Source organism: Paramaledivibacter caminithermalis DSM 15212 (genome assembly GCF_900142245.1).
GTDB lineage: Bacteria > Bacillota > Clostridia > Peptostreptococcales > Caminicellaceae > Paramaledivibacter > Paramaledivibacter caminithermalis.
The window spans coordinates 29,585-51,719 of record NZ_FRAG01000013.1; the positions used below are offsets into that span (position 1 = coordinate 29,585).

Annotated in this window: 13 protein-coding genes; all 13 read right to left on the minus strand. The window is 32.7% G+C overall.

The window, feature by feature from the left end; translation table 11 throughout:
* Positions 1-326 precede the first annotated feature (326 nt).
* The 13 genes from BUB36_RS06980 to BUB36_RS07040 all read right to left on the minus strand — a co-directional run bounded on the left by BUB36_RS06980 (position 327) and on the right by BUB36_RS07040 (position 21,972).
* Positions 327-2,525, minus strand: coding sequence for a hypothetical protein (locus BUB36_RS06980; RefSeq protein ID WP_073148427.1), 2,199 nt, complete (start codon positions 2,523-2,525; stop codon positions 327-329).
* A 287-nt stretch (positions 2,526-2,812) separates the two neighbouring features.
* On the minus strand, positions 2,813-5,029 hold the full coding sequence (locus tag BUB36_RS06985) for a glycosyl hydrolase family 18 protein (RefSeq protein ID WP_073148429.1): 2,217 nt from the start codon (positions 5,027-5,029) through the stop codon (positions 2,813-2,815).
* Between the two features lie 1,108 nt (positions 5,030-6,137).
* Entirely contained in the window at positions 6,138-7,283 is a 1,146-nt protein-coding gene (iadA, locus tag BUB36_RS06990; protein WP_073148431.1) for a beta-aspartyl-peptidase, read from the minus strand.
* A gap of 14 nt (positions 7,284-7,297) precedes the next feature.
* Positions 7,298-8,728 (minus strand): Na+/H+ antiporter NhaC, encoded by a 1,431-nt coding sequence (gene nhaC, locus BUB36_RS06995; protein ID WP_073148433.1) that lies wholly within the window; start codon positions 8,726-8,728, stop codon positions 7,298-7,300.
* Between the two features lie 482 nt (positions 8,729-9,210).
* Positions 9,211-11,208, minus strand: a complete 1,998-nt coding sequence (locus BUB36_RS07000; protein WP_073148435.1) for a sigma-54 interaction domain-containing protein — start codon at positions 11,206-11,208, stop codon at positions 9,211-9,213.
* A gap of 227 nt (positions 11,209-11,435) precedes the next feature.
* Entirely contained in the window at positions 11,436-12,767 is a 1,332-nt protein-coding gene (locus tag BUB36_RS07005; protein WP_073148437.1) for an amidohydrolase, read from the minus strand.
* Between the two features lie 20 nt (positions 12,768-12,787).
* Positions 12,788-13,723 (minus strand): ABC transporter permease, encoded by a 936-nt coding sequence (locus BUB36_RS07010; protein ID WP_073148439.1) that lies wholly within the window; start codon positions 13,721-13,723, stop codon positions 12,788-12,790.
* A 1-nt stretch (position 13,724) separates the two neighbouring features.
* Positions 13,725-14,816: an ABC transporter permease gene (locus tag BUB36_RS07015; RefSeq protein WP_073148441.1), complete on the minus strand. Its 1,092-nt coding sequence runs from the start codon at positions 14,814-14,816 to the stop codon at positions 13,725-13,727.
* Positions 14,809-16,362: an ABC transporter ATP-binding protein gene (locus tag BUB36_RS07020; RefSeq protein WP_073148443.1), complete on the minus strand. Its 1,554-nt coding sequence runs from the start codon at positions 16,360-16,362 to the stop codon at positions 14,809-14,811. Before BUB36_RS07020 ends, BUB36_RS07015 begins: the two co-directional genes overlap by 8 nt.
* 71 nt (positions 16,363-16,433) lie before the next feature.
* Positions 16,434-17,579 carry a BMP family ABC transporter substrate-binding protein gene (locus tag BUB36_RS07025; RefSeq protein ID WP_073148445.1) on the minus strand — a complete coding sequence of 382 codons (1,146 nt, stop codon included), beginning with the start codon at positions 17,577-17,579 and terminating at the stop codon, positions 16,434-16,436.
* A gap of 100 nt (positions 17,580-17,679) precedes the next feature.
* Complete coding sequence (locus BUB36_RS07030) at positions 17,680-19,008, minus strand: amidohydrolase (protein ID WP_073148447.1); 1,329 nt, start codon at positions 19,006-19,008, stop codon at positions 17,680-17,682.
* A 136-nt stretch (positions 19,009-19,144) separates the two neighbouring features.
* Positions 19,145-20,485, minus strand: a complete 1,341-nt coding sequence (locus BUB36_RS07035) for a sigma-54-dependent transcriptional regulator (RefSeq protein WP_165613048.1) — start codon at positions 20,483-20,485, stop codon at positions 19,145-19,147.
* Between the two features lie 20 nt (positions 20,486-20,505).
* Positions 20,506-21,972, minus strand: coding sequence for a two-component system sensor histidine kinase NtrB (locus BUB36_RS07040; RefSeq protein ID WP_073148449.1), 1,467 nt, complete (start codon positions 21,970-21,972; stop codon positions 20,506-20,508).
* Positions 21,973-22,135: the final 163 nt, after the last annotated feature.

The following is a 22,135-nucleotide window of genomic DNA, read 5'->3' on the forward strand; positions in this document are numbered from 1 at the left end:
TCTCTAATCAATACATAAAATTCGAAATATTGGATATTTGTATATTAATTACCAATATCTATATATTATTTTAATGTAAAATTTTATAAATTTCAATATTTTTTTGAATATTAGTAATTTTATTATAAATTTGATAAAAATTATAGGGGATAACTTCTCCATTTCAGCTATAAACCCTCGATAAAAGAAAGATACCTTATTCAGATATCTTTCTTTTTATCTAATCTTCTGCTGAAAGAATTTTTGTTTCATCTTTCATTATTGTTGTATAGCATATGCCGATTTTCAAGAACAGTTTTACTTAAATACTACGAATTTTTTCCCCCTCATTTAAGTTTTTGATTTGAACTATTTATATGATCTGCCCAGTTTTGTCCTGTCGGATTGGGTGTATCTGGATATGGTAAATGTGCTTTTGCAACTCTAAGTAGTGTAAGGAAGTCATATCTCAAAGATACCGTTGAACCGCCCCAGTGCTGCGCAAGTACATTAAAGGCTCTGTGAACATCCTCTTTCATAGCGTTCCATTCAGCATCTGTCGGTACTCCCTGTCTATAGAACAATCTAAGTTCCTTAAAGAAGGCTTCAAAGTCATCCCATGTTAACTGTGAATCATAGATATGAGTTGTATCAGCATTAGCAGCTTCAATCATGGCACGAACATTTTCTACATGACTTGCAAAACCCGATAAACCAAATTCCGCTGCAAAATCCGTTGTAGCTAAAGCTCTTGCCCTATGCTCAGTAAATATGCCTTTTTGCAGGAAACCGTACACTCCTCTATTATATGCATAATTTATACATACAAATTCCGCCCAAGGGTCTGCTGCATTTTCTACAAACTCCTTAAATTTTATTTTTGGTATCGAGTATAAGAATTCCCTTGTCATAGTTAAGCTAATCGCAGATGAAATAGCTGCAGTAGCAAATTTTGCATCATTTGGATCACCTGTTATAAGCTTTGTATACTCATCGTGTTTTGCATCGGGAGAGAGGTAATCTGGATATTCCCCTTTACATTCGTTAAAATTGCCTGCTTCCTGCTGGAAAGGTCCATCTGGGTGTTCTTTTTGAATAGGCCAATACCATGTTTCCCCATCTATAACAACAGGATTAGTAGTAGATCCTGTACTTGCAGGAACAAGCCCAAAGGTAAAGTTTTCCTTTGTACCAAGACCGCACATGTAATGGGGATTAATTCTAAAAGTTTCCTTTGCAAATCCTAGCCCCATTGCTATAAATTTCGACGGCACCCACATGCGTAATCCTTCTACGCCATTGACTGGATAGTTTACTGAATGAGGTTCAGCAATAATTAGCTGTGTATCACTTACAGGATTATAGGCAATTAGGTGGTCAGTACTTGGAGCTACACCTGTGTTATAATAAGCACTGGAGTCAGCAACAAGGTCTGACAGCTTCAAATCAGTCTTACCCTTATACCAGCTTGAAGGAAGTCCTGTATATTGAGGATAAGGAATATCACCTCTCATTAAATTTACTTTAATGTTTTGAGGATTTATTATATTTCCACTTTTATTACCCTTTACCCTTATTGTCCTAGTAGTATCATAGGGAAATACTCTTTCATACCCTTTAAGATTGATAGTAACTGTATTTCCTTTTTTTATAAAGGAATCGCAACCTTCTACACTGCTAATATCTGATGTTGTATCAAAACTGATTGCCCATACGTCAAAGCTCGTACCATCCCAAACATATTTTTTGTTTGGATTGGAGATATAAAACAGCCATTCAAATTGTTTATCGTCTTCACTTACTACCACATAGCCATAAGCTGGTTCAGTTTGTGCAGGTCCTGTAATAGGTAGTTCAGGTTCACCACCTGGAACGTTTACTGTGTAATCGAGTGTACTACTTGATGTAGCACCATAAGCATTTACAAGTTCACACTGATACGTATAAGTTCCATTTGTTTTACCTGTAAAGGCTTTAGATGCAATTTGCTTATTAGGGGAATTATCGGTAAGATCCTCTGCATAAATCAATTCATTATTTTCATAAAGCAACCATGCATATCCATTGTTTCCCCACCATATATTCATTTCTATATTATAGTCTGCTTCACCATTCCACTTATCCTTTGAAAGCTGTGGTATAGCAGGAACACCTGTTGCCATATATGGTCCACCAGGGGTTACAGTTACTGTAATTTCCTGACTAAATATGATCTGAGATGTATCCAATAATTCACATTTATAAGTGTAAGTTCCAGGAGCTTTATCTACAACAGGATAATATATGATTTTGACAGTTTTTGAATTTGAATTCAACCTTTCAGTTTTAACAACCCCATTGTTCTCGTACAATTTCATTAAAGAAGCAGCATTCCCCTTAGGTATGGTTATAATAATCGTATAATAACCATGACTTTGAGTTGTATTAGCAGTGATTATATCAGCTTTCAATGTACTCTTTTCACTTCCAAATGCTATCGATATTTGTGAAAATACCAAGATTAAAATTAATAAAAAAGATAGATATTTTTTTGATGTTGTTTTCATAATTTTATTAGACTCCTTTCATTTATTTAAATAAATTATATAATTCAGACTTACGATAATTTACATAATATAAAATAATATAAATATATAGAGAAGTCACATATGTTTTCCTCCAGTTTATCCTGAAAGTAAATTTTCCACCTCAATAGCATAAGGATAAAACTTACTTTATAAAGGAATCCTTCATAAAACATATGTGTCTTCTTAGAAATCTAAATTTTTTTTCTTATAAAATGCTTATATAATAATAATTTGGGGGAAAATGAAGGCTTGGTATCTTTAAGTTTTTATTTAACAGTTACTTCAATTTCATTACTGCTTGTATTGCCAAAAGCATTGATAAGTTCACATTTGTAGGTATAAATCCCACTGGATTTTCCAGTAATATCATAAGAAGCACTTTGTGCATTTGGTGAATTGTCGGTAAGCGGAGCAGAATATATTAGTTCGTTGTTTTCATAAAGCTTCCAAAGAGTTCCATTGTTTCCCCACCACATATTCATTGTAATAGAATAATCTCCATCGTTATCCCAGTTATTATGGGACAATACAGGAGTAGCTGGTTTATCTGTTGCTTTAGGAGGAAGCCCTACAGTAACGGAAATTTCAGCACTGCTAGTAGATCCAAATTCATTAATAAGCTCACAGATGTAAACATAAGTCCCATCTGGTTTATTTGTAACGGAGTAAGAAGCGGTCTGTGGGTTTGGCGAATTGTCGACAAGTGCTTCAGTATGTATCAATTGCCCGTTTTCGTATAGCTTCCATGAGCTTCCATTGTTACCAGAAGCCATATTCATTGTTATTGTATAATTTCCGTCGTTATCGTTGTTATCGTGATTTAAAACGGGTGTCCCAGGTACTCCAGTAGCTCCACCATCTTTATTTACGGTAACGGTAACAGGTGTACTGGAGGTGGCTCCATATTTATTAATAAGCTCACAGGTATAGGTATACTTGCCATTCGGTTTGTTTGCAACGGAATAAGAAGCGGTCTGTGGGTTTGGCGAATTGTCGGTAAGTGCTTCAGTATGTATCAATTGTCCGTTTTCATATAATTTCCATGAAGTTCCATTATTACCAGAATTCATGTTCATTTTTATAGTATAATTTCCATTGTTATCAATGTTGTCTGTAGTATTTTCTACATTTTCAACATTGAGAACAGGTATTCCAGGTTTCTGTTTTGGGACATTTCCAATCAATTTTTCATATATTAAACTGGTCATCGGATAACCATTAATATCGTCACCTGAAATTTCCCAAACTACAATACCACCATAATTGTTAGTATTTACATAATCACAACGTTCACCAAGGGATACTTCATCTTCATAGGTGAGCATTACACCCAGTGATGGGTTATATAAATATGGAACCCTTGCATAATCATCTCTATACTTGTTATAACCAGAAGTATTTTCTAATTCCTTTAACTTAAAATATGGATATTGCCCACCAGGAGCTTGAGGATTATCCCAAGTACCCACAGGTGCACCATTTGCATTTGCAAATAATCCATCTGTTCCAGTATTAGGATCTACATTTTTCCATCCACGTGAATAGAATGGACTACCTACATTCAGTTTGTAGGATGGTACATTATAGGTATCTTTATAAAGCTTCATTGCAGAATCCATATTATATTTATTTTTTATGTCAATCGGTGCTTCTGGTGAAGGATCATTAGGATTAGCATATAATGGAGAAAGGTGATTGGTTCTATTTTCCCACGCCCCATGGAAATCATATGTCATTACATTAATGAAATCTAAATACTGGTGATAAATATTAGGGTCTTGTTTCCCTTCAAGCTTATCATAGCCTGCTGGAGCAGCTATTGTCAACATCTTATCAGCCATATTATTTGTATCATATGCCTGCCTTAATTCACGCAGCAGCGCTGTGAAATTTTCCCTATCTTCTGGGCCTCCTGGACATCCTCGGTCATACTGATCATTGGGGTCCTTTGGTCTATCAATACTTGGATATTCCCAATCAATATCTATACCATCAATAAAAGGATACTTCTGAAGAAATTCAATACAGCTATTAATGAATATAGTTCGACTCTCTTTTGTTAATGCCATATCATGAAAATTTTCTCCTCTAGTCCAGCCTCCAACAGATACAAGTACCTTTACATTTGGATATTGGGATTTATAGTATTTATACTCTCCAAAATGACCTCTAAGTGCTCCCTGTTCCCAACCTTCCGAATGCTCAAAGGATTTATCAAAATCTGCAAAGGGATCAATACTTGCTAATTTAAAGCTCTTATCTACAGTAAAAAATCCATGATTTATCACTGTTACCTTATCCCAAGGTATCATAGAAACTGTAAAATTGTTATGCCCAGCCTGATACATTCCCCAATTTGGAAAATATACTACAATATTCTTACTAGAAGATGTTTCAGCAGCCTCTGAAATAAATGGTAATTGTACTAACAATAACATCAATACTAAAGCCACTATTGATTTACTCTTAATAATTTTTTTCATGGTATTCTCAACTCCTTTTTCTTTTTAATGAATAGTTTCATTATTTTACTTTCAATACACAATGTCTATGTTTATAAACTCTCATAATCATCAACTTTATCTAATAAAAAACACCTCCTTTGCAAAATGCTTTTAAGAATTATCCACAATATAATTTTGAATTTTTGAACATTTATTATGAAAATAATGATTTGTACTATACTAAGAAATTTGCGAATTGTAGTTAGAGATACACAACTTCAAACTTTAGTTGCTTATCCATAAAAAGATATTTTATATGTATTTTGTGGATAAAGGTTTTCCAAAATCAATTATAGAAATTTTAGTAAAAACTTTTCTTTATATATCTAAAACACCCATAAACATTGCGTATTTTTACATGTATAAATTAAGTTTTACTATATTAAATCTATCAATATCAATCTTCAAACCTTAATTCCTCAAAAAACTTTTAAAATACTATAGATTAGAAATCAAATGAAGAAATTGCATAATACATTTAAAGAATTTTTGGGATACAAAATGTAGTAGAGAAAGTCAAGAAAGCTATCTGCATATTGTATTTCAAAATTATTAGTGTGAATTATTCAAGTTTCTCAAATAAGAAAACATTCCAGATAAATAAAACTTATTTCATTTGTTATACATCATATTATATACGCATGAATGATGCCAAGTATCTTTTATTCTTAAAATTTCCAGTTATTTTATTCCAAGTTTTCATAAACATGTATTTGAGCCATTTTCAAAATATAAATACATAAAAAACTTAAAAATATATTCATATATTTATTATAAAAAAAACAAAATAGTGTGTAATTTGACTACACACTATTTTACACACTTTACCACTTCACGACAAGCTAAACATTTGAAACCACTGAAAAAGTGGGTGTTTTTCCCTATCTAATTTTGAAATTTTCGAATATCTTATCATCTTAGCAGAATATTACCATTTTGTGTAAAACGAATGAATTTAAAGAGAATACTAGATTGGCTATCCTCTTTAAATTTACCGCTAATTCAGTAATTTTAGCTTGTATAGACATGCTTTTTAGACCGTACCCTCTAGCTCGAACCAGTCCATGAGGAACTGTACCCCTGTCCTTTATTCATATGTTCCTTTTAATAATAGTTCTCCTTCATAAATCATAAGCCTTCCATTTGCAATGACAGTTTTTATCTCAAGATTTTCATCAAGGATGAGTACATCTCCATCTGAACCCTCTTTTATAGTTCCCTTCTGGGGATAAATATTCAATGCCTTTGATACATTTTTTGTAACGAATCTAAGGGCCTTTTCAATATCAAACCCAAGATTTTGAACCATAGTTATAAATTCTTTATATATACTATCAACTTGTGAAACTCCTATTTCAGTCATATTCCCCAAAGAATCATATCTTGACCAGCTTCCATATCCATCGGAGCTAATAGTAATGTTTTCAAGAGGTACACCCGATTCTGTAGCTTTTAGTATCACTCTTCCTGGACCTAACTCCTCATATATACCACAGGTAAGATCTATTACTCCTCCTCTTCTTGCATAATCGAAGGCCTCAAGAAGAAGGTCTTTATTCCTGTTAACATGGGTAGGTCTTATAGTTCTGATAGGTATATCAGTGCTTTCAATAACTTCATTTATAGGTGTCAATCCTTTTTCACCATTGCCCATATGAACTACAAGAATACCTGCCTTCCCAGAAAGCATTGCTGATACCCTTACATCTGAAGCTAATCTAGCCAATTCTTCGTTGCTAAGACTGGGGGATCTGTGATCTGAAAGTGCTACTTTAGCTCCAATTACTTCCTCTATAAATACGATGTCCTTCTTTACAGAATCAGTAAGTGTTTTTGTAGGGTATTCATATGAACCTGTAAGAACATATGCTGTGATTCCCTCTTCCTTTAAGGCCTTGGCTTTTGCCACAAGGTTTTCAACACTCCTTGTAGTTGAATCAGTTCCAAGAAGACCAACTACAGTTGTTATCCCAGCTGTTATAAGCTTTGATAAAGTTATTTCAGGAACCCTTGTTCTGAAACTTCCTTCACCACCACCACCAGTAATATGTACATGCTGATCTATGAAGCCTGGAACCATTTTTTTTCTACTTCCATCGATCACCTTCACCTTGTTGTTGGGAATCTCAATTCTATCCTCTATAAGAACAATCTTTCCTCCACAAATAAATACATCTTTTCTACCTATATATTTAGGATCATATATTTCTATATTTTTTACTAAAATCATCATATCCTACTCCTCTGCTATATAGATTTTTCCACTTTTTCCTTATCTTCATCAATATGTGCTATTCCAATTCCAGTAATAGCAAGTATTATTGCAAACACTATACCCATATAGTTCAGAATTGCCCATGGAAGATATTCAACCGTTGAAACTCCAAGAGTAGATGTCATATAGGCTCCTGCAGCTGACCAAGGTATCAAAGGAACTAAAACTGTTCCTGAATCTTCTAAAGTTCTTGATAGATTCTTTGGATGAAGCTTTCTTTGTACATATACATCCTTAAAAAGTTCTCCTGGAAGCAATATTGAAAGATATGAACTTCCTGTCACAAATGCTACTGTAAAACATGATGCTATAGTTGAAAGAATTATTCCAGTTGTTGATTTTACCTTTGACATTAATGCTTGAAGTACTGTATCAAGCATCCCCGATCTGCTAACTATTCCTGCAAAGCCCATGGCACAGAAAATAAGAACAGTTGTACCTGTAACTGAAACCACTCCGCCTCTGTTTATTAGTCTTGTAACTTCCCAAATAACTTCACCTTCATAGCCTGTCATTGATACATTAAATCCTTTAACAATAGCTGTAAATCCATTTTTAAATGTAAAGCCTTGTATAAGCACACCAAGACAAACTGAAAATAAGCTTGTCCCAAGCATAGTAGGTATTGTAGGCCATTTCTTAAGTGAACCTGTTATTATAATAAGAACAGGCAAAATAAGAACAATATTCCAATCAAACATTGTATCGAGCTGCTGAAGCATTGTTTTTACTGTTTCAGGTGTATTTACGTTTCCTGAAGCTCCAAGACCTACTACAAGATATACTATAAGAGATACTATAAATGCTGGTACTGTAGTATAAAGCATATGCTTTATATGCTCATAAAGCTCACTTCCTGCTGCTATAGGAGCAAGATTTGTTGTATCTGAAAGTGGTGATATCTTATCTCCAAAATATGCACCCGCAACTACAGCTCCAGCAGTTGCTGGAAGTGATACTCCAAGTCCTCCTGCAATACCCATAAGTGCAACTCCAATTGTACCTGCTGAACCCCATGAAGTACCTGTAACTATAGATACTATTGCAGTTATGATGAAAGCTGTCACAAGCAGAAACTTAGGATTAACTATCTGTACACCATAATATATTATCATAGGTACCGTTCCTGAAAACATCCATGAACCTATAAGGAAACCTACACTCCACAAGATAAGCGTAGCTGGTAAAGCCCTTGCTATCTTTTCAATAATTGCCTCCTGCATATCCTTCCATGTATATCCCAGCTTCATGGCAATTATGCCTGCAACAAATGCTGAAATTATAAGAAGTGGTTCAGTCCTAAGCTTAAAATAACCATACCCTACTGCAAGTGATATAATCATAAAAATAATAGGAATAACTGCCTGCCCAATTGTTGGGTTTTTCTTTTCTTTCTGCTTCATTAAATTTCCTCCTTAAATTATTAAAAATATAGTCGATTGCAAAATTCATAAGCTAGTATTTTCAAGATTTTCATAGAGAAAAACGAAAACTTTCCTCCACTTGACATAAAATTTATCCACAGAATACATATATGGTTCAATTTTAAGTATCGCTAAAGCTATTTTATTAACTTGCTATCTTAGCAAATACAGTATTTCTAATAGTCAATATTTAAAAACTTAAAAATTGATTGTGGATAACTCTCTAAATAGTTTCGCAATCATCTATTATTAAAAATATATTAGCAATTATCTATAATAGCAATTAATGTGCCAAATGCTAAAAATAAAGAAATTAATATAAAAATATTTTCCTTTCCATTTATTTCATGGGGAATTTTCATAAAAATCCAAATATTAATCTTTCGTCTTAATAATTAAAAATAAAAGCCCAAAAATAATTTCAGGCTTTTTTTGTCCATTATCAGGATGGTTTTATCCATTTATTCATAACTTTCCAAAACTCTTATTCCCCTTTCGCTAATTATACATCCTCTTTTACCTTTCTTATAGTCTATCAGTTTCTTATCCTCAAGCTTTTTCATTATCCCTCTTATCTTTCCTTCCCCAAGATTTACATTCTGTTTTTGTGCAAGCTGTGCTAAAGAACTTCTTCCTATTCCACTGTTCTTTTCGATTTCTCTAAGAACCCACAGTTCATTGCCATCAAGAATTATCCTTTCACTATTTTGTGTATCCTCTAGCATATAATAAGGAAGAGATGACAGTTCAAATCTTTTACCCTCATATATAAATGACAGATACTCCACCAGATTCATAAGCTCCCTTACATTTCCTCTCCAGCGATAATTTTGAAGAAACTCCACTACTATATCTTCAAACAATTCGTCAAGGGATTTTAGCTTTTCTCTTCTAAAGTAGATACCTACAAAGTGCATAAAAAGATATAATATATCATCTCTTCTTCGTCTTAAAGGTATAGTCTTAAGTGGAAGAATATTAAGCCTAAAAAATAGGTCTTCCCTAAATTGTCCTTTATCTATAAGGTTAAGCAAATTCTTGTTAGTAGCTGCAATAACCCTCACATCAATGGGAATTTCCTCAAGAGCTCCGACCCTTCTTATTCTCTTTTCCTGAAGAACCCTCAAAAGCTTTACTTGAAAATTAATAGGGGCATCACCTATTTCATCTATAAATATTGTTCCTCCATTTGCTATCTCAAAAAGTCCTACTTTTCCTCCTTTTTTAGCTCCAGTAAATGCCCCTTCCTCATATCCAAAAAGCTCACTTTCAAGAAGATTTGGAGTTATAGCTGCAATATTTACTGGGATAAAGGCATTTTTTCTTCTAAATGAATTCATATGGACTGCCTGAGCAATTATCTCCTTACCAGTTCCATTTTCTCCCTGAATAAGTATTGTAGCATCGGTTTTCGAAAATCTTTCAGCTTTTTTTATCATTTCCTTTACTTCTCTATTTACACTCAGGTAGTCTTCAAAAGTATAGAGCTTTCTTGTTATCCTCTTTTCATAATTTCTTCTTATCTTGTGATCAAGCTTTGATATCTTATCAGTATAGTCAACTGTCACCAAATGACCTAAATTATCCTCCAAATTTATTTGATGAATATCTATAAGCACTTCTCTTCCCTCTATTTCTGTAATCAGGGTTTTATTTTCATTAGATAAGATATCTATAGAATCTATAACCTTTGAGAGTTTCTTATTAAGAATATCCTTTTGCTTTTTTTCAAAAATCGACTGAAATTTTGAATTCACTCTTACAATTCTTCCGAGAGAGTTAACATAGGCTATTCCAGATTCCACACTATCAACAATTGTTTCAAGAAGTTTTTCAGATTCTTTTGCAGACTTTCTACTGTCATCTATAGATTTTGAAATTCGGACTATATCCTTGATATATCTTGTAACAAGACTTTCTCTTAATGTTTCTCTTATGTCAAGCCTTGAAATAATTTCATATATAGTTCTTATGTCAAGTATCCTCGTTCCTATATCAATTATGTTGTTTACAAAATTAGGCACCAAGGGCACCTCACCTGGAGTTATAGCTGTTTCTAGTGTTGGATAATATGTGCAACCAGGATAAAATGGATAGTATTTTACATGATCAAGCCCCAATTCAACTAGCTGCTCTATAGCTTCAAAAGCAGAGTTCTCACCGTCGTTTACAAAAAGTACCTCCATTCCCACAGGAAGGGAAATAACTCTTTCAATGTTCTTATGATTTATTACTCTATCGGCTATCAAAAAAGGAGTATTTCCCTCATAGCGCTTCAAAGCTAATCTTGCAGTGAATTCACTTGTAAAAAGTACAAGATCACATTTCATATTGGTTTTAGATACCTCAGACATGAGAACTGCTTCTACTATAATATGTTTACCTATTAGACTTCTAATCTGCTGTGCTATTGCATTTCCTGTAGTCTTTCCCATACTTACTATTGTTAGCTTTTTCATATAGTCCCTCCATAATAGGATTATATTTTATATCTAAGCTAAAATTATTTTACCAAGACTTTTAATATCGTAACTTTTATCATATTAAATCAGAAGAATATCTTAAACCATTCCTCTTATATTAAGAATACCTTTATTTTATCAATATTTCTATATAATGAATAAATTTTTCCATAAAAAATTTTAAGGAAGCAGTATATAACCACCTCCTTAAAAAGTCAAAACCTTTATTTAGCCTTTCTTTCAAGCTCTAATGCAACCTCTTTTATCTTTTTTTGCATCCCTTTTACATCAGCAATTATTTTATCTAAATCACCTGTTAGGAGCTTTCTATCCTTCATGACAACCTTACCGTTTACCATAGTCATTACAACGTTATGGGGATAGGCTGCATAGGTTATGGCTGAATAGTAATCATATATAGGCTGGATATTAGGTGTGTTTGTTTCAATTATTATTATATCTGCCTTTTTCCCAGCTTCTATCGATCCAATGATATTGTCTAGTTTTATAGCTCTTGCTCCTCCAATAGTTCCAAGCTCAACAGCTTCTATTGCTGGACAAATTTTATTGTTATTGGCAGCAACTTTTTGAATTTTAGTGTATTGATCCAATACATTTATTATATCCTGATGGTTACCACTCATAGGCCCATCTGTTCCTAAACCTACCTTAACTTTTTTTTCTAACATTTTAGGAACTGGAGCTACTTTTCTACCACTTTTAGCATTTGCAGCTACATTATGTATTACACCAACATCATTTTTATGCAATATATCCATATCCTCTTCATTTGTATATACTAGATGTGCTCCTATAACTTTATCACACAAAAAACCTATTTTATCAAGATATTGTACTGGTGTCATATCATACTTTTCTTTAAACCCTTCCATCTCAAAGGTCATTTCAGATATATGCATGAGTATTGGCACATTATATTTTTGAGATAATTCTTTTATTTCAATTAGATGTTCCTCATCATTGGTATAGGTTGCATGTGGAGCAAAGGCTGGGATAATCAGTTCATCATCCTTCCATTTTTCTATGAACTTAGTAGCATATTCTATTCCGCCATATGGAACATTGGTATCTGGAGCAATTTTTTCAAGAATTGTTTCTCCTGCTATTGCTCTCATTCCTAATTCCTTAGCAGCCCTTGCAACTTCAGCCTCAAAATAATACATATCTACAAAGGTGGTAACTCCCCCAAGAAGCATCTCAGCAATACTTAGCTTCGCTCCAATATTTACCAATATTTCATCTACAAGCATATCTTCTAATGGGAACATATACCTTGTAAGTCTATCGGGTATATCTTCTCCAAGACTTCTAAATACAGACATAGATACATGACAATGTCCATTAATAAATCCTGGCATAATAATACCATTTTTTGCATCTATCTTCTCATCATAATCATATTTGTTTAATAATTCACTTGTAGTACCTATTTCTAATATTTCAGTTCCATTTATTACTACAGCTCCAGACTCCATAATCTCCCTATTTTCATTCATAGTAATAATGGTACCATTGTAAATACATTTATAGGACATTGTTCCTACTCTCCTTTGCTCTAATTCATTTGCTTTTTCTTTCTTTCTAATTCCTTCTTGTCATTTATTATCGAGATTACAATAAATCCTATTATAGTAACTAAATAAGGCGTCATATGGATAAATTCAACGGGTATAGAAAATTCTTGAAGATAATTTGATAATGTATCTGCAAATCCAAATAAAAATGAAGCAAAAAGTGAACCAAGTGAGGTATTGCCTGCTATGGCTCTAGCTGCTAATGCAATAAAACCTCTCCCAGCAGTCATTCCTGATGAGAACCAAGAAACATAGCCCATTGATAGGAAAGCTCCACCCAATGCAGCAAATATGCCACTTATTATCAAAGCAATAAATTTTATTCTAAATACATCTATACCAACAGATTCAGCAGCCTCTGGGGACTCTCCAACAGCTTTTATTCTAAGCCCTAAGGACATATTATTAAATAGTATATGCATAAGTATTATACATAATATTGCAACATATGTAAGTATATTGTGTCCCGACAATATATTTCCTATTACTGGTATGCTGTTTATTATAGGTATATTAACATTTGGCAAAACTAAACTATTTAATGATGTAGATATTCCTTTGTCTCCTGTCAACTCAGCAAGTAAAAACACAGTACCTCCAGCAGCCAATATATTGATAGCTATACCAGTAAGTACAATGTTAGTCCTAAGCTTTAGTGCAAAATATCCAAGAAGCATACTTACTAAAATCCCTGATAAAACTGCTGCTAAAAGTCCTATCCATACATTTTGCGTGTATGCACTAAATATCACACCCATCAATGCACCTGTCAGCATAGTTCCCTCAATGCCTATGTTAATAGCACCTGCTCTGCTTGCTACAACCGCTCCTAATGTAGCAAAAAGTATAGGTGTAGTAGATCTTATAACTGCAAACCAAAATGCATCCTTAAAAATCATGCTAAGTAACAAATCCATATTATTGTACCTCCTTCTTAGCATTTAGATATTTCTCTTTTGCTAATTTGTTTTCTTCTCTTTGCTTCCAATAAGCTAAAAATCTTTCGGCTGCAATTAAAAGTATCATAACTGCTTGTATAATAGAAATAATTTCATTATCCACATCTGCCCTTCTAGACATCATATCTGCACCTATTCTTAAATAGGATAAGAAAAATGCAGCTAAAGGTACATATTTAGGATTATTCTTAGCAAGTAGGGCAATGATAACTCCATCCCAAGCATATGATGGAGTAACATCCCAGAGAAATCTCTTATACATTCCTGACATCTCTATTGCTCCACCTATGCCAGCAACAGCACCAGCAATAAATTGTGAGCTTATTATAACCTTTGCAGTATTTATACCAGAGTATTTTGCAAAGTTTATGTTGTCGCCAACAGTACGTATTTCATATCCCCATTTAGTTTTGTATATGTATATATAAGCTAAAATTATAAATAGTATAGCTATTAAAAAACCAGCATGTAATCTTGTTCCTGGTAATATTCTTGGAAGTGCAAAGCTTTTATTGAATCTATAGGATGCAAATACACTTGCCTCTGGATCCCTTAGATAGTAATTTACTATGTATAAACCAAAAAAATAAAATACATAGTTGAACATAAGTGAAGTTACTAGTTCATTTGCCTTCCATTTTATCTTGAGGATGCCTGGTAATACCCCTATACATCCCCCAATAATACCTGAAAAAATCATGGCTACTACTGGATGTATTGCCTTTGGCAATGTAAAGTTTATGGCAACATAGGATGCTACTATTGCTCCCATAAAAAAGCAGCCATCAGCAATCAAACTAAAATGCTTCGACTGATATATTATACAAAGTGCTAATCCAGTAAAAGTCAAAGGAATCATCATTTCAAGGACATTGGAGAAGTATTTAAGCTTCTGTATGGGACCAAAAAGAAAATTATTAATAGAATAGATAGGTGTTTCACTGGTTGCAAAAATAATTATTGCAGAGATTATCAGAGCTATAAGTATAGCTATCACTGTTCTTAAAGTATCATATTTATTAATTTTGGTGCTTAATTTTAAACTACTCATTTACAGCCCTCCTTATCTCCTCTTCTGATTGTTTATTTACTCCCAACATATATAGTCCAAGTTCTTTTTCCATAACTTTACTTGCATCAGGGAAATATCCTACTATCTCGCCACTATTCATTACAATGAGAGAATCACTTAATGTCATTACTTCATTTAAATCAGCTGAAACCAATAATATTGCGTTTCCTTCATCCCTCATTTTCACTATCATTTTTCTTATAAACTCGATAGCTCCAACATCTATACCCCTTGTTGGTTGATTTACTATTAACAAATCCGTATCAGAACTAAATTCTCTACCAACTACTACTTTCTGTATATTCCCACCTGATAGTCCTTTAACAGCTGTTTTTTCACTGTCTGTTTTTACATTAAATTTCCGTATTAGTCTTTTTGCTAAATCACTTATCTTTTTATTATCTAATAAATATCCGTTTTTACTAAATTCTTCACTCCTATATTTTTCAGATATAAAATTCTCTTCTATGCTCATATTAGGAGCTATACCTGTGTGCATTCTATCCTCTGGTATGTGAGCCATACCTAGTTCTCTTATTTCTCTTACACTCAGATTGCTTATCTCCTTGCCATGAACTAAAACCTTTCCCTTAGTAGCTTTTTTTAGTCCAGTTATGATCTCTATTATTTCTGATTGTCCATTTCCTTCTACTCCAGCTATACCTACAATTTCACCTTTTCTAACTGAAAAAGAGACATTTTTAACTACAGCTTTACCAAAATCATTTATATAATTAATTCCATCTACTCTTAGTAGTACTTCCTTAGGCTGTGCCTTAGCCTTATCTATTTCTAATTTTACATCTCTACCTACCATAAGTCTTGAAATATCATCTTCTGAAACTTCATTTACATTATGTACACCTACTGAAAGACCATCTCGCATAATAGTAAGTCTGTCACAAAGCTTCTTAATTTCGTGGAGCTTATGGGAGATAAATATTATAGTATGTCCAGATTTTTTCAATAGCATCAATTGTTCAAACAATTCTTCAATTTCTTGAGGTGTAAGAACAGCAGTAGGTTCGTCTAGTATTAATATTTTTGCTCCCCTATATAAGGCTTTAAGTATTTCAACCTTTTGCTTTTGTGATACAGATATATCTTGAACCTTGTTTTTAGGATTTATAGGAAGATTATATTTTTCAGATAGTTCCTTTGTAGCCTCTATGGCTCTTGTTTTATCAAGGAATATTCCCTTTTTTATTTCATGACCAAGAACAATGTTTTCTGCAACCGTTAAACTTGGTACTAGCATGAAATGCTGATGAACCATACCAATACCGAGTTCAAGTGCATCCTGTGAAGAGTTCATATTTATTTCTTTTCCTCTTAAGTATATCTTACCTTCAGTTTGCTTTTGCATGCCAAAAAGTATCTTCATAAGTGTTGATTTTCCTGCTCCGTTTTCACCTACTAAAGCATGTATTTCTCCTTCTTGTAGAGAAAAATCGACCTGATAATTGGCTACTACACCGCCAGGATAAATCTTAGTGATTTTATCCATTTTTAGTATCTCTGACATTTAATACACCTCTTTTCGATTATAAATAAAGCCAGCTATAAGCTGGCTCGTGATTTCTATATCTTAGAGTTTTATTTTACAGACTCTTTTAATTTAGCAAGTGTTTCACTATCCATACCAAATGCACTGCTTACTTTGATATTTCCTGCTGATATTTCTTTTTCAATCTCTTCAATTTTCTCTCTTACATCCTGTGGTACAAGCTTTTCATAGTAAGCATTTTTAGCAATGCCAATTCCGTTTTCCTCTAGACCAACTGCTTCTGCTTTTCCTGTTGGAATAGTTCCATCAAAGTACATATCAACAGCTCTTAATAATGAATTATCTACTCTCTTTAATGCTGAACTTAAAATCTTATTTGCTTTTTCTTCATTGTCAGCAAATAATTCAGCTTGATCTGAATCAACACCAATAGCATACATATTTGTCTCATGTGCTGCTTCTATTTGTCCTAATCCTGCTCTACCAGCAACATTGAATCCAATATCTACACCCTTAGTTTGATACTGAATTAATGCTAATTCTTTACCCTTTGCAGCATCACTAAATGAATCTATATAGGATATATCTACCTTTATATCTTTATCAATATATTTACCACCTTCAATATAGCCAACTAAGAAGTCATTGATTACTGGTATATCCATAGCTCCTAAGAAACCTATCTTCTTTTCTTCATTTATATTTTTTACATCTGTTCTAGTAGTTATTTGAGCAGCTAAAGCACCAGCTAAGAATCCTGCTTCATTTTGCTTATATGTAATTGAGTATACATTATCTAATCCTTCAACTTCATCATAGCTTACTGCGGTATCAAATAATATGTAAGTCTTTTCAGGATAGTTTGGAGCAACTTCTTCTACAGGCTCCTTCATGTGGAAAGTTCCTGTTATGATAATATCCCATTCTTCTTCAGAAACATCTTCTAAAGTAGGAATAAACTTAGTCTTATCTGAACCCATTTCTATTGTTTTTACTTCTACTTTATCACCATATTTCTCTTTAATCATATCCATTCCAGCTTGTGATGAATCATGGAATGACTTATCCCCCAATGAACCTGAAACCAACAGCACAATCTTTGTCACATCTGCTGGTTCTTCAGTATTTGCCTCTTTTGCTGAATTATCAGTATTTGTTTCAGTTTTTTGAGCAGAGCAAGCACCAAAAATAAAAATCATTGATACAACCAATAGTAAAGATAAAACCTTTTTCATTCTACATCCTCCTACATATTTATACTTTTTTCGCCAAACTATGCTAATAATATCACATTTAAATCAATTTGTAAATTCTTTGCTGAACAAGTCAGAATTTTTAAATTTTTTGGAGTTGTGGAAACATCTTCACAGATTTATTTTTAAGCCAGTTCCTTATATAATCATCCTTTGTAAGCTTTGACGGATTACTCTTAATAATTTTTTTTGCTTTCTTTCCGTCATCTTCTAGTAGATCTACTATTGTCATAATTATTGCTTTTTGAGGTACAATATAGGCCATTTCCTCATCAACTATCTCAAAATCTGGCCCATGTACATTTCCCATAAAACCACCAAAACCAAACTGAATCGTGGGCTTTATAGCTGCCAAATCTCCTATATCTCCCGATGCCATAGATTTTTGACCATCAAAAATATTTTCTGTACCTATTAGTCTGCTAAGATTTTGTTTCAAGACCTCTGATAAATCAAAACATTGCTCAAATGGCATGTATCCAGCAATATCCTCTATTACGCACTTTCCTCCAACAGCATAGGCTCCTGCCTCAAATGCTCTATCCACCTTGGAATTGGCATCTAAAATTGATTCTAGAGTTCTTCCTCTTACATAGGCTTCTATAACAACCCTTTCTGGCACTGTATTTACGGTTTGTCCACCTTCTTTGATTATTCCATGTACTCTTATGTTATGTTCATCCATAAAGGTTTCTCTCTGAGCATTTACTGCTGTAAGACCAATGGTAGCTGCATTTAAAGCGTTTATACCTAGGTGAGGAGCAGCACCAGAATGGGCAGCTTTACCATAGTAGGTTATTTTCTTTGATATAAATCCATTAAGGGATGAATTGACATCTGCTTTCCTCTCTTTTATTCCTCCCATAGTATGACAGGATATAATTAAATCTACATCATCAAATACACCTTTACTAATCATATCCTGTTTACCCGACATAAAGTTTATCCTTCCTTCTTCTATTAGCCTTCTTCTATATTCAAAATCTGTAAATTCTTCGGCTGGAGTTCCTATCAATGTTACTTTCCCACCTAAGCTGTCCATCATATTGCTTTCTTTTAATGCCTTCATTACCCCCAACATAATAGCTATCTGATTTGAGTGGGCACATGTATGGGCTGCTCCATTATCCTGTGTAGAATATTTATGTCCAAGTGTTGGAACAGCATCAAGTTCAGCTATTAAAGCAATATTTATTCCTTCGTTATTTCCTAGGGACGATTTAATACCTGTTACAGATATATTTTCTTCTACATCTAAGCCTATATTTCTTAAATATGTAACCATTATTTTTGATGTCCTAAACTCTTTAAATCCTAACTCAGGATTTCTGAAAATATCATTTCCAATATTAATTATTTCGTCCCTGTTTTTATCTATAATTTCACATAATTTACCCTTAATTGTTACCACCCCATTATTGATATTTCACATACATGAAGATTTTATCATATTCAATTACTATAATACAATGTTTTTCATAGTCCTTGTAGCACTTAGAAAAGGATATGATCGATTAGAATAAATCATATCTAGCTAGGCTGTCCTCTTATAATAATCCAAATTTCTTCAATTTATATTGAAGTGTTCTTCTAGATATTCCAAGGTCTTTAGCTGTTCTCTGACGATGTCCATTATTTCTTTCTAATGCTTTTTTTATAACTTTAATTTCTTCAATTTCTAAGATGCTATGTCCATCTTCCTTGGTTGGTTCATCTAAACTACCCACTTTTTTTCTGATTCTAAGGGGTAAATCCTCTGCTAATAATATCTTCCCATTTGATAAAGCTATTGAACTTTCAACGGTATTTTCAAGTTCTCTAATGTTTCCTGGCCAATTATAGTTCATAAATATCTCCCAAACCTCTGGAGAAATTTTTTCTATATTCTTTCCCAATCTTGTATTCATTTTCTTTACAAAATATAGTGCTAATTTTTCTATATCTTCTTTTCTAAATCGTAAAGGTGGACATTCTATAGAAATAACATTTAGTCTATAGTATAGATCCTCTCTAAATCTCCTATATTTAACTGCCTCTTCAAGGTTATCGTTTGTAGCCGCAATAATTCTTGCCCTTAGAGGAATGGTTTTTGAAGCTCCAATTTTCTCAAATTTCTTTTCCTGCAACACAGTCAAGAGCTTAGCCTGCAAGCTATGATCAAGGGTTCCTATCTCATCAAGAAAAATAGTTCCATTTAAAGCCAATTCAAATTTTCCTTGTTTGCTTTCATTAGCACCTGTAAAAGCACCTTTTTCATGTCCAAAAAGCTCACTTTCAATAAGATTGGCTGGCAGCACTGCACAATTCACATGAATAAAAGGAGCTTTGCTTCTATTACTTAAATTGTGAATTTCCCTTGCTATAACACCTTTACCAGTCCCACTTTCACCTGTCAATAATACTGTCGTATCTAAATCCTTGATTTTCTCAATTTTTCTTTTTATTTCAAGAATTTCTTTACTTGACCCCACTAATTGGGGTTCTTCTTCCCTACTATCGGCTTTATATATTATACTTTCCTTAACTTTAAATGCCTGTTTAACTTTATATATTAAATCATTATTCTCAAAGGGCTTGGTTATATAGTCATAGGCCCCTAGCTTCATAGCTTCTACTGCATTATTAATTGTACCAAATGCTGTCATCATAATAACTACTATATTGGGTCTATTATCTTTAATTTCCTTTAATACTTCAATACCACTTTTTTTAGGCATTTTATTATCAAGTATAACTAAATCATATTTTTTTTGCTTAATCTTTATACTTGCCTCTTCTCCATCACTAGCTGTATCTACTTCGTAGCCCTCATTAATTAATTCTTCATTTATAATCTTTAATATAATCCCTTCATCATCAGCTACAAGTATCTTCTTCCTCATATACATATAGTATCCTCTCCTCATTCCTAGTAAGGTAAGTAAACTTTAAATTCAGTACCTTCATCTAACTTAGAGTTTACTATTATCTGTCCACCACATTTTTCTATTACTCTCTTAACAATAGATAATCCCAATCCTGTTCCACTACCTTTAGTAGAATAAAAGGGCTTAAATATCCGATTCATTTCATCATCGCTTATTCCCTTTCCATCATCAGAAATAATAACTAAAACTTTTTTTTCCTTCTCTACATTATGGCTTTCTATATATATTGTTCCTTCTACTTCAATGGCTTGAACTGCATTAAATAAAATATTTATAAAAGCCTGCTGCAATTGGACATTATTTCCTCTTATAAGTGGTAAATTCTTTGAAAATTTCCTCTCTATATTTATATACTTTGATTCTTTGTGAAAACTCACAACATTAAAGCACTTTTCTAATACTTCATTTATATCTAATAATGAATATAATTCTTCCTGCGTTATAAAGGAATAGGAAAGCATTTGCTTTATTTTTTCATCTATTCTATCAACTTCATATATAATAGGTTCAATAAACTCTTTACACTTATAATCTTTTGACAGCTTTTTTTCTAAAATCCTAGCACAGCCTCTAATACTCATAAGGGGGTTTTTAATATCATGGGCGAGACCTGCTGCTAACTCGCCTAAAAGAGCAAATTGCTTTATCTGTTCTATCTCCCTCTCATATATCTTTTGTTTTGTTACATCTCTTCCAATAATTACAACACCAACTACTTCTTCTTTATTATTATTAATAGGTGAAATAGTGAGATTGACATATATTTTTTCATGATTTAAATTTGAAAAAATTTCTTCCTTACCACTATAACTCTTATTCTTGTTTATTACCTTCGCTATTGTGTTTTGTATTTTAATATTATTTTCCTCTGTAATAAAATCACTATAGCTTCTACCTACAATTTTATCTGGCTCCAATCCAAACATCCCAAAGGTTCCTCTATTAGCAGATGTTATCTTGCCATCTATATCTATGCCAATAACAAAGGAATCTACACTATCAAAAAGATTTTGTAAATAATTTCTTTCTTTTATAACTTCATTATCTAATAATACATTTTCGTAAGTGACCTTTGTAACAAATTTCATTATAGATAAATCTCTTTCAGTATAATCTTTATCCAAACTACAGCATATGGAAAACACCTTATAATTGTCCTGCATTCTTAATGGAACCACAATAATATCTAGCTTTTTACCATTTTCATTAAAGCTATAAATCTTACCTTCTTCAAGTATATATAACTCCTTTCTTTTCCCTTGTAAAAGCTTTGCTAATACACTACTATCAACATTTGAATAATTAATATCTCCGTCTATTAAAATCCTTCCATATCTTGTTATAGTAATTAATGCAAAATAATCGGATTTTATTATTTTATCGAAATCTAAATTTATAAGCTTTTTTAAAGTATTCTTTACATTGCAGCTAACGTCAGAATAAATCATTTTCAATCCTCCGTAATAATATTTTGAATATTTTGAATTTATACTTTTATTTACTATTATTCTATACAATATGTTCAATCCCTTCAATTTACTTTCTAAAATATAAACATCGTTTATTTATATCTAAAAAAAACAAACTCCCTATCACTGATATAGGAGTTTG

Bases quoted from the DNA above. Each gene is read 5' to 3' on its own strand.
- BUB36_RS06980 (WP_073148427.1), bottom strand. From the start codon at position 2,525: ATGAAAACAACATCAAAAAAATATCTATCTTTTTTATTAATTTTAATC.
- BUB36_RS06985 (WP_073148429.1), bottom strand. From the start codon at position 5,029: ATGAAAAAAATTATTAAGAGTAAATCAATAGTGGCTTTAGTATTGATG.
- iadA (WP_073148431.1), bottom strand. From the start codon at position 7,283: ATGATGATTTTAGTAAAAAATATAGAAATATATGATCCTAAATATATA.
- nhaC (WP_073148433.1), bottom strand. From the start codon at position 8,728: ATGAAGCAGAAAGAAAAGAAAAACCCAACAATTGGGCAGGCAGTTATT.
- BUB36_RS07000 (WP_073148435.1), bottom strand. From the start codon at position 11,208: ATGAAAAAGCTAACAATAGTAAGTATGGGAAAGACTACAGGAAATGCA.
- BUB36_RS07005 (WP_073148437.1), bottom strand. From the start codon at position 12,767: ATGTCCTATAAATGTATTTACAATGGTACCATTATTACTATGAATGAA.
- BUB36_RS07010 (WP_073148439.1), bottom strand. From the start codon at position 13,723: ATGGATTTGTTACTTAGCATGATTTTTAAGGATGCATTTTGGTTTGCA.
- BUB36_RS07015 (WP_073148441.1), bottom strand. From the start codon at position 14,816: ATGAGTAGTTTAAAATTAAGCACCAAAATTAATAAATATGATACTTTA.
- BUB36_RS07020 (WP_073148443.1), bottom strand. From the start codon at position 16,362: ATGTCAGAGATACTAAAAATGGATAAAATCACTAAGATTTATCCTGGC.
- BUB36_RS07025 (WP_073148445.1), bottom strand. From the start codon at position 17,579: ATGAAAAAGGTTTTATCTTTACTATTGGTTGTATCAATGATTTTTATT.
- BUB36_RS07035 (WP_165613048.1), bottom strand. From the start codon at position 20,485: ATGTATATGAGGAAGAAGATACTTGTAGCTGATGATGAAGGGATTATA.
- BUB36_RS07040 (WP_073148449.1), bottom strand. From the start codon at position 21,972: ATGATTTATTCTGACGTTAGCTGCAATGTAAAGAATACTTTAAAAAAG.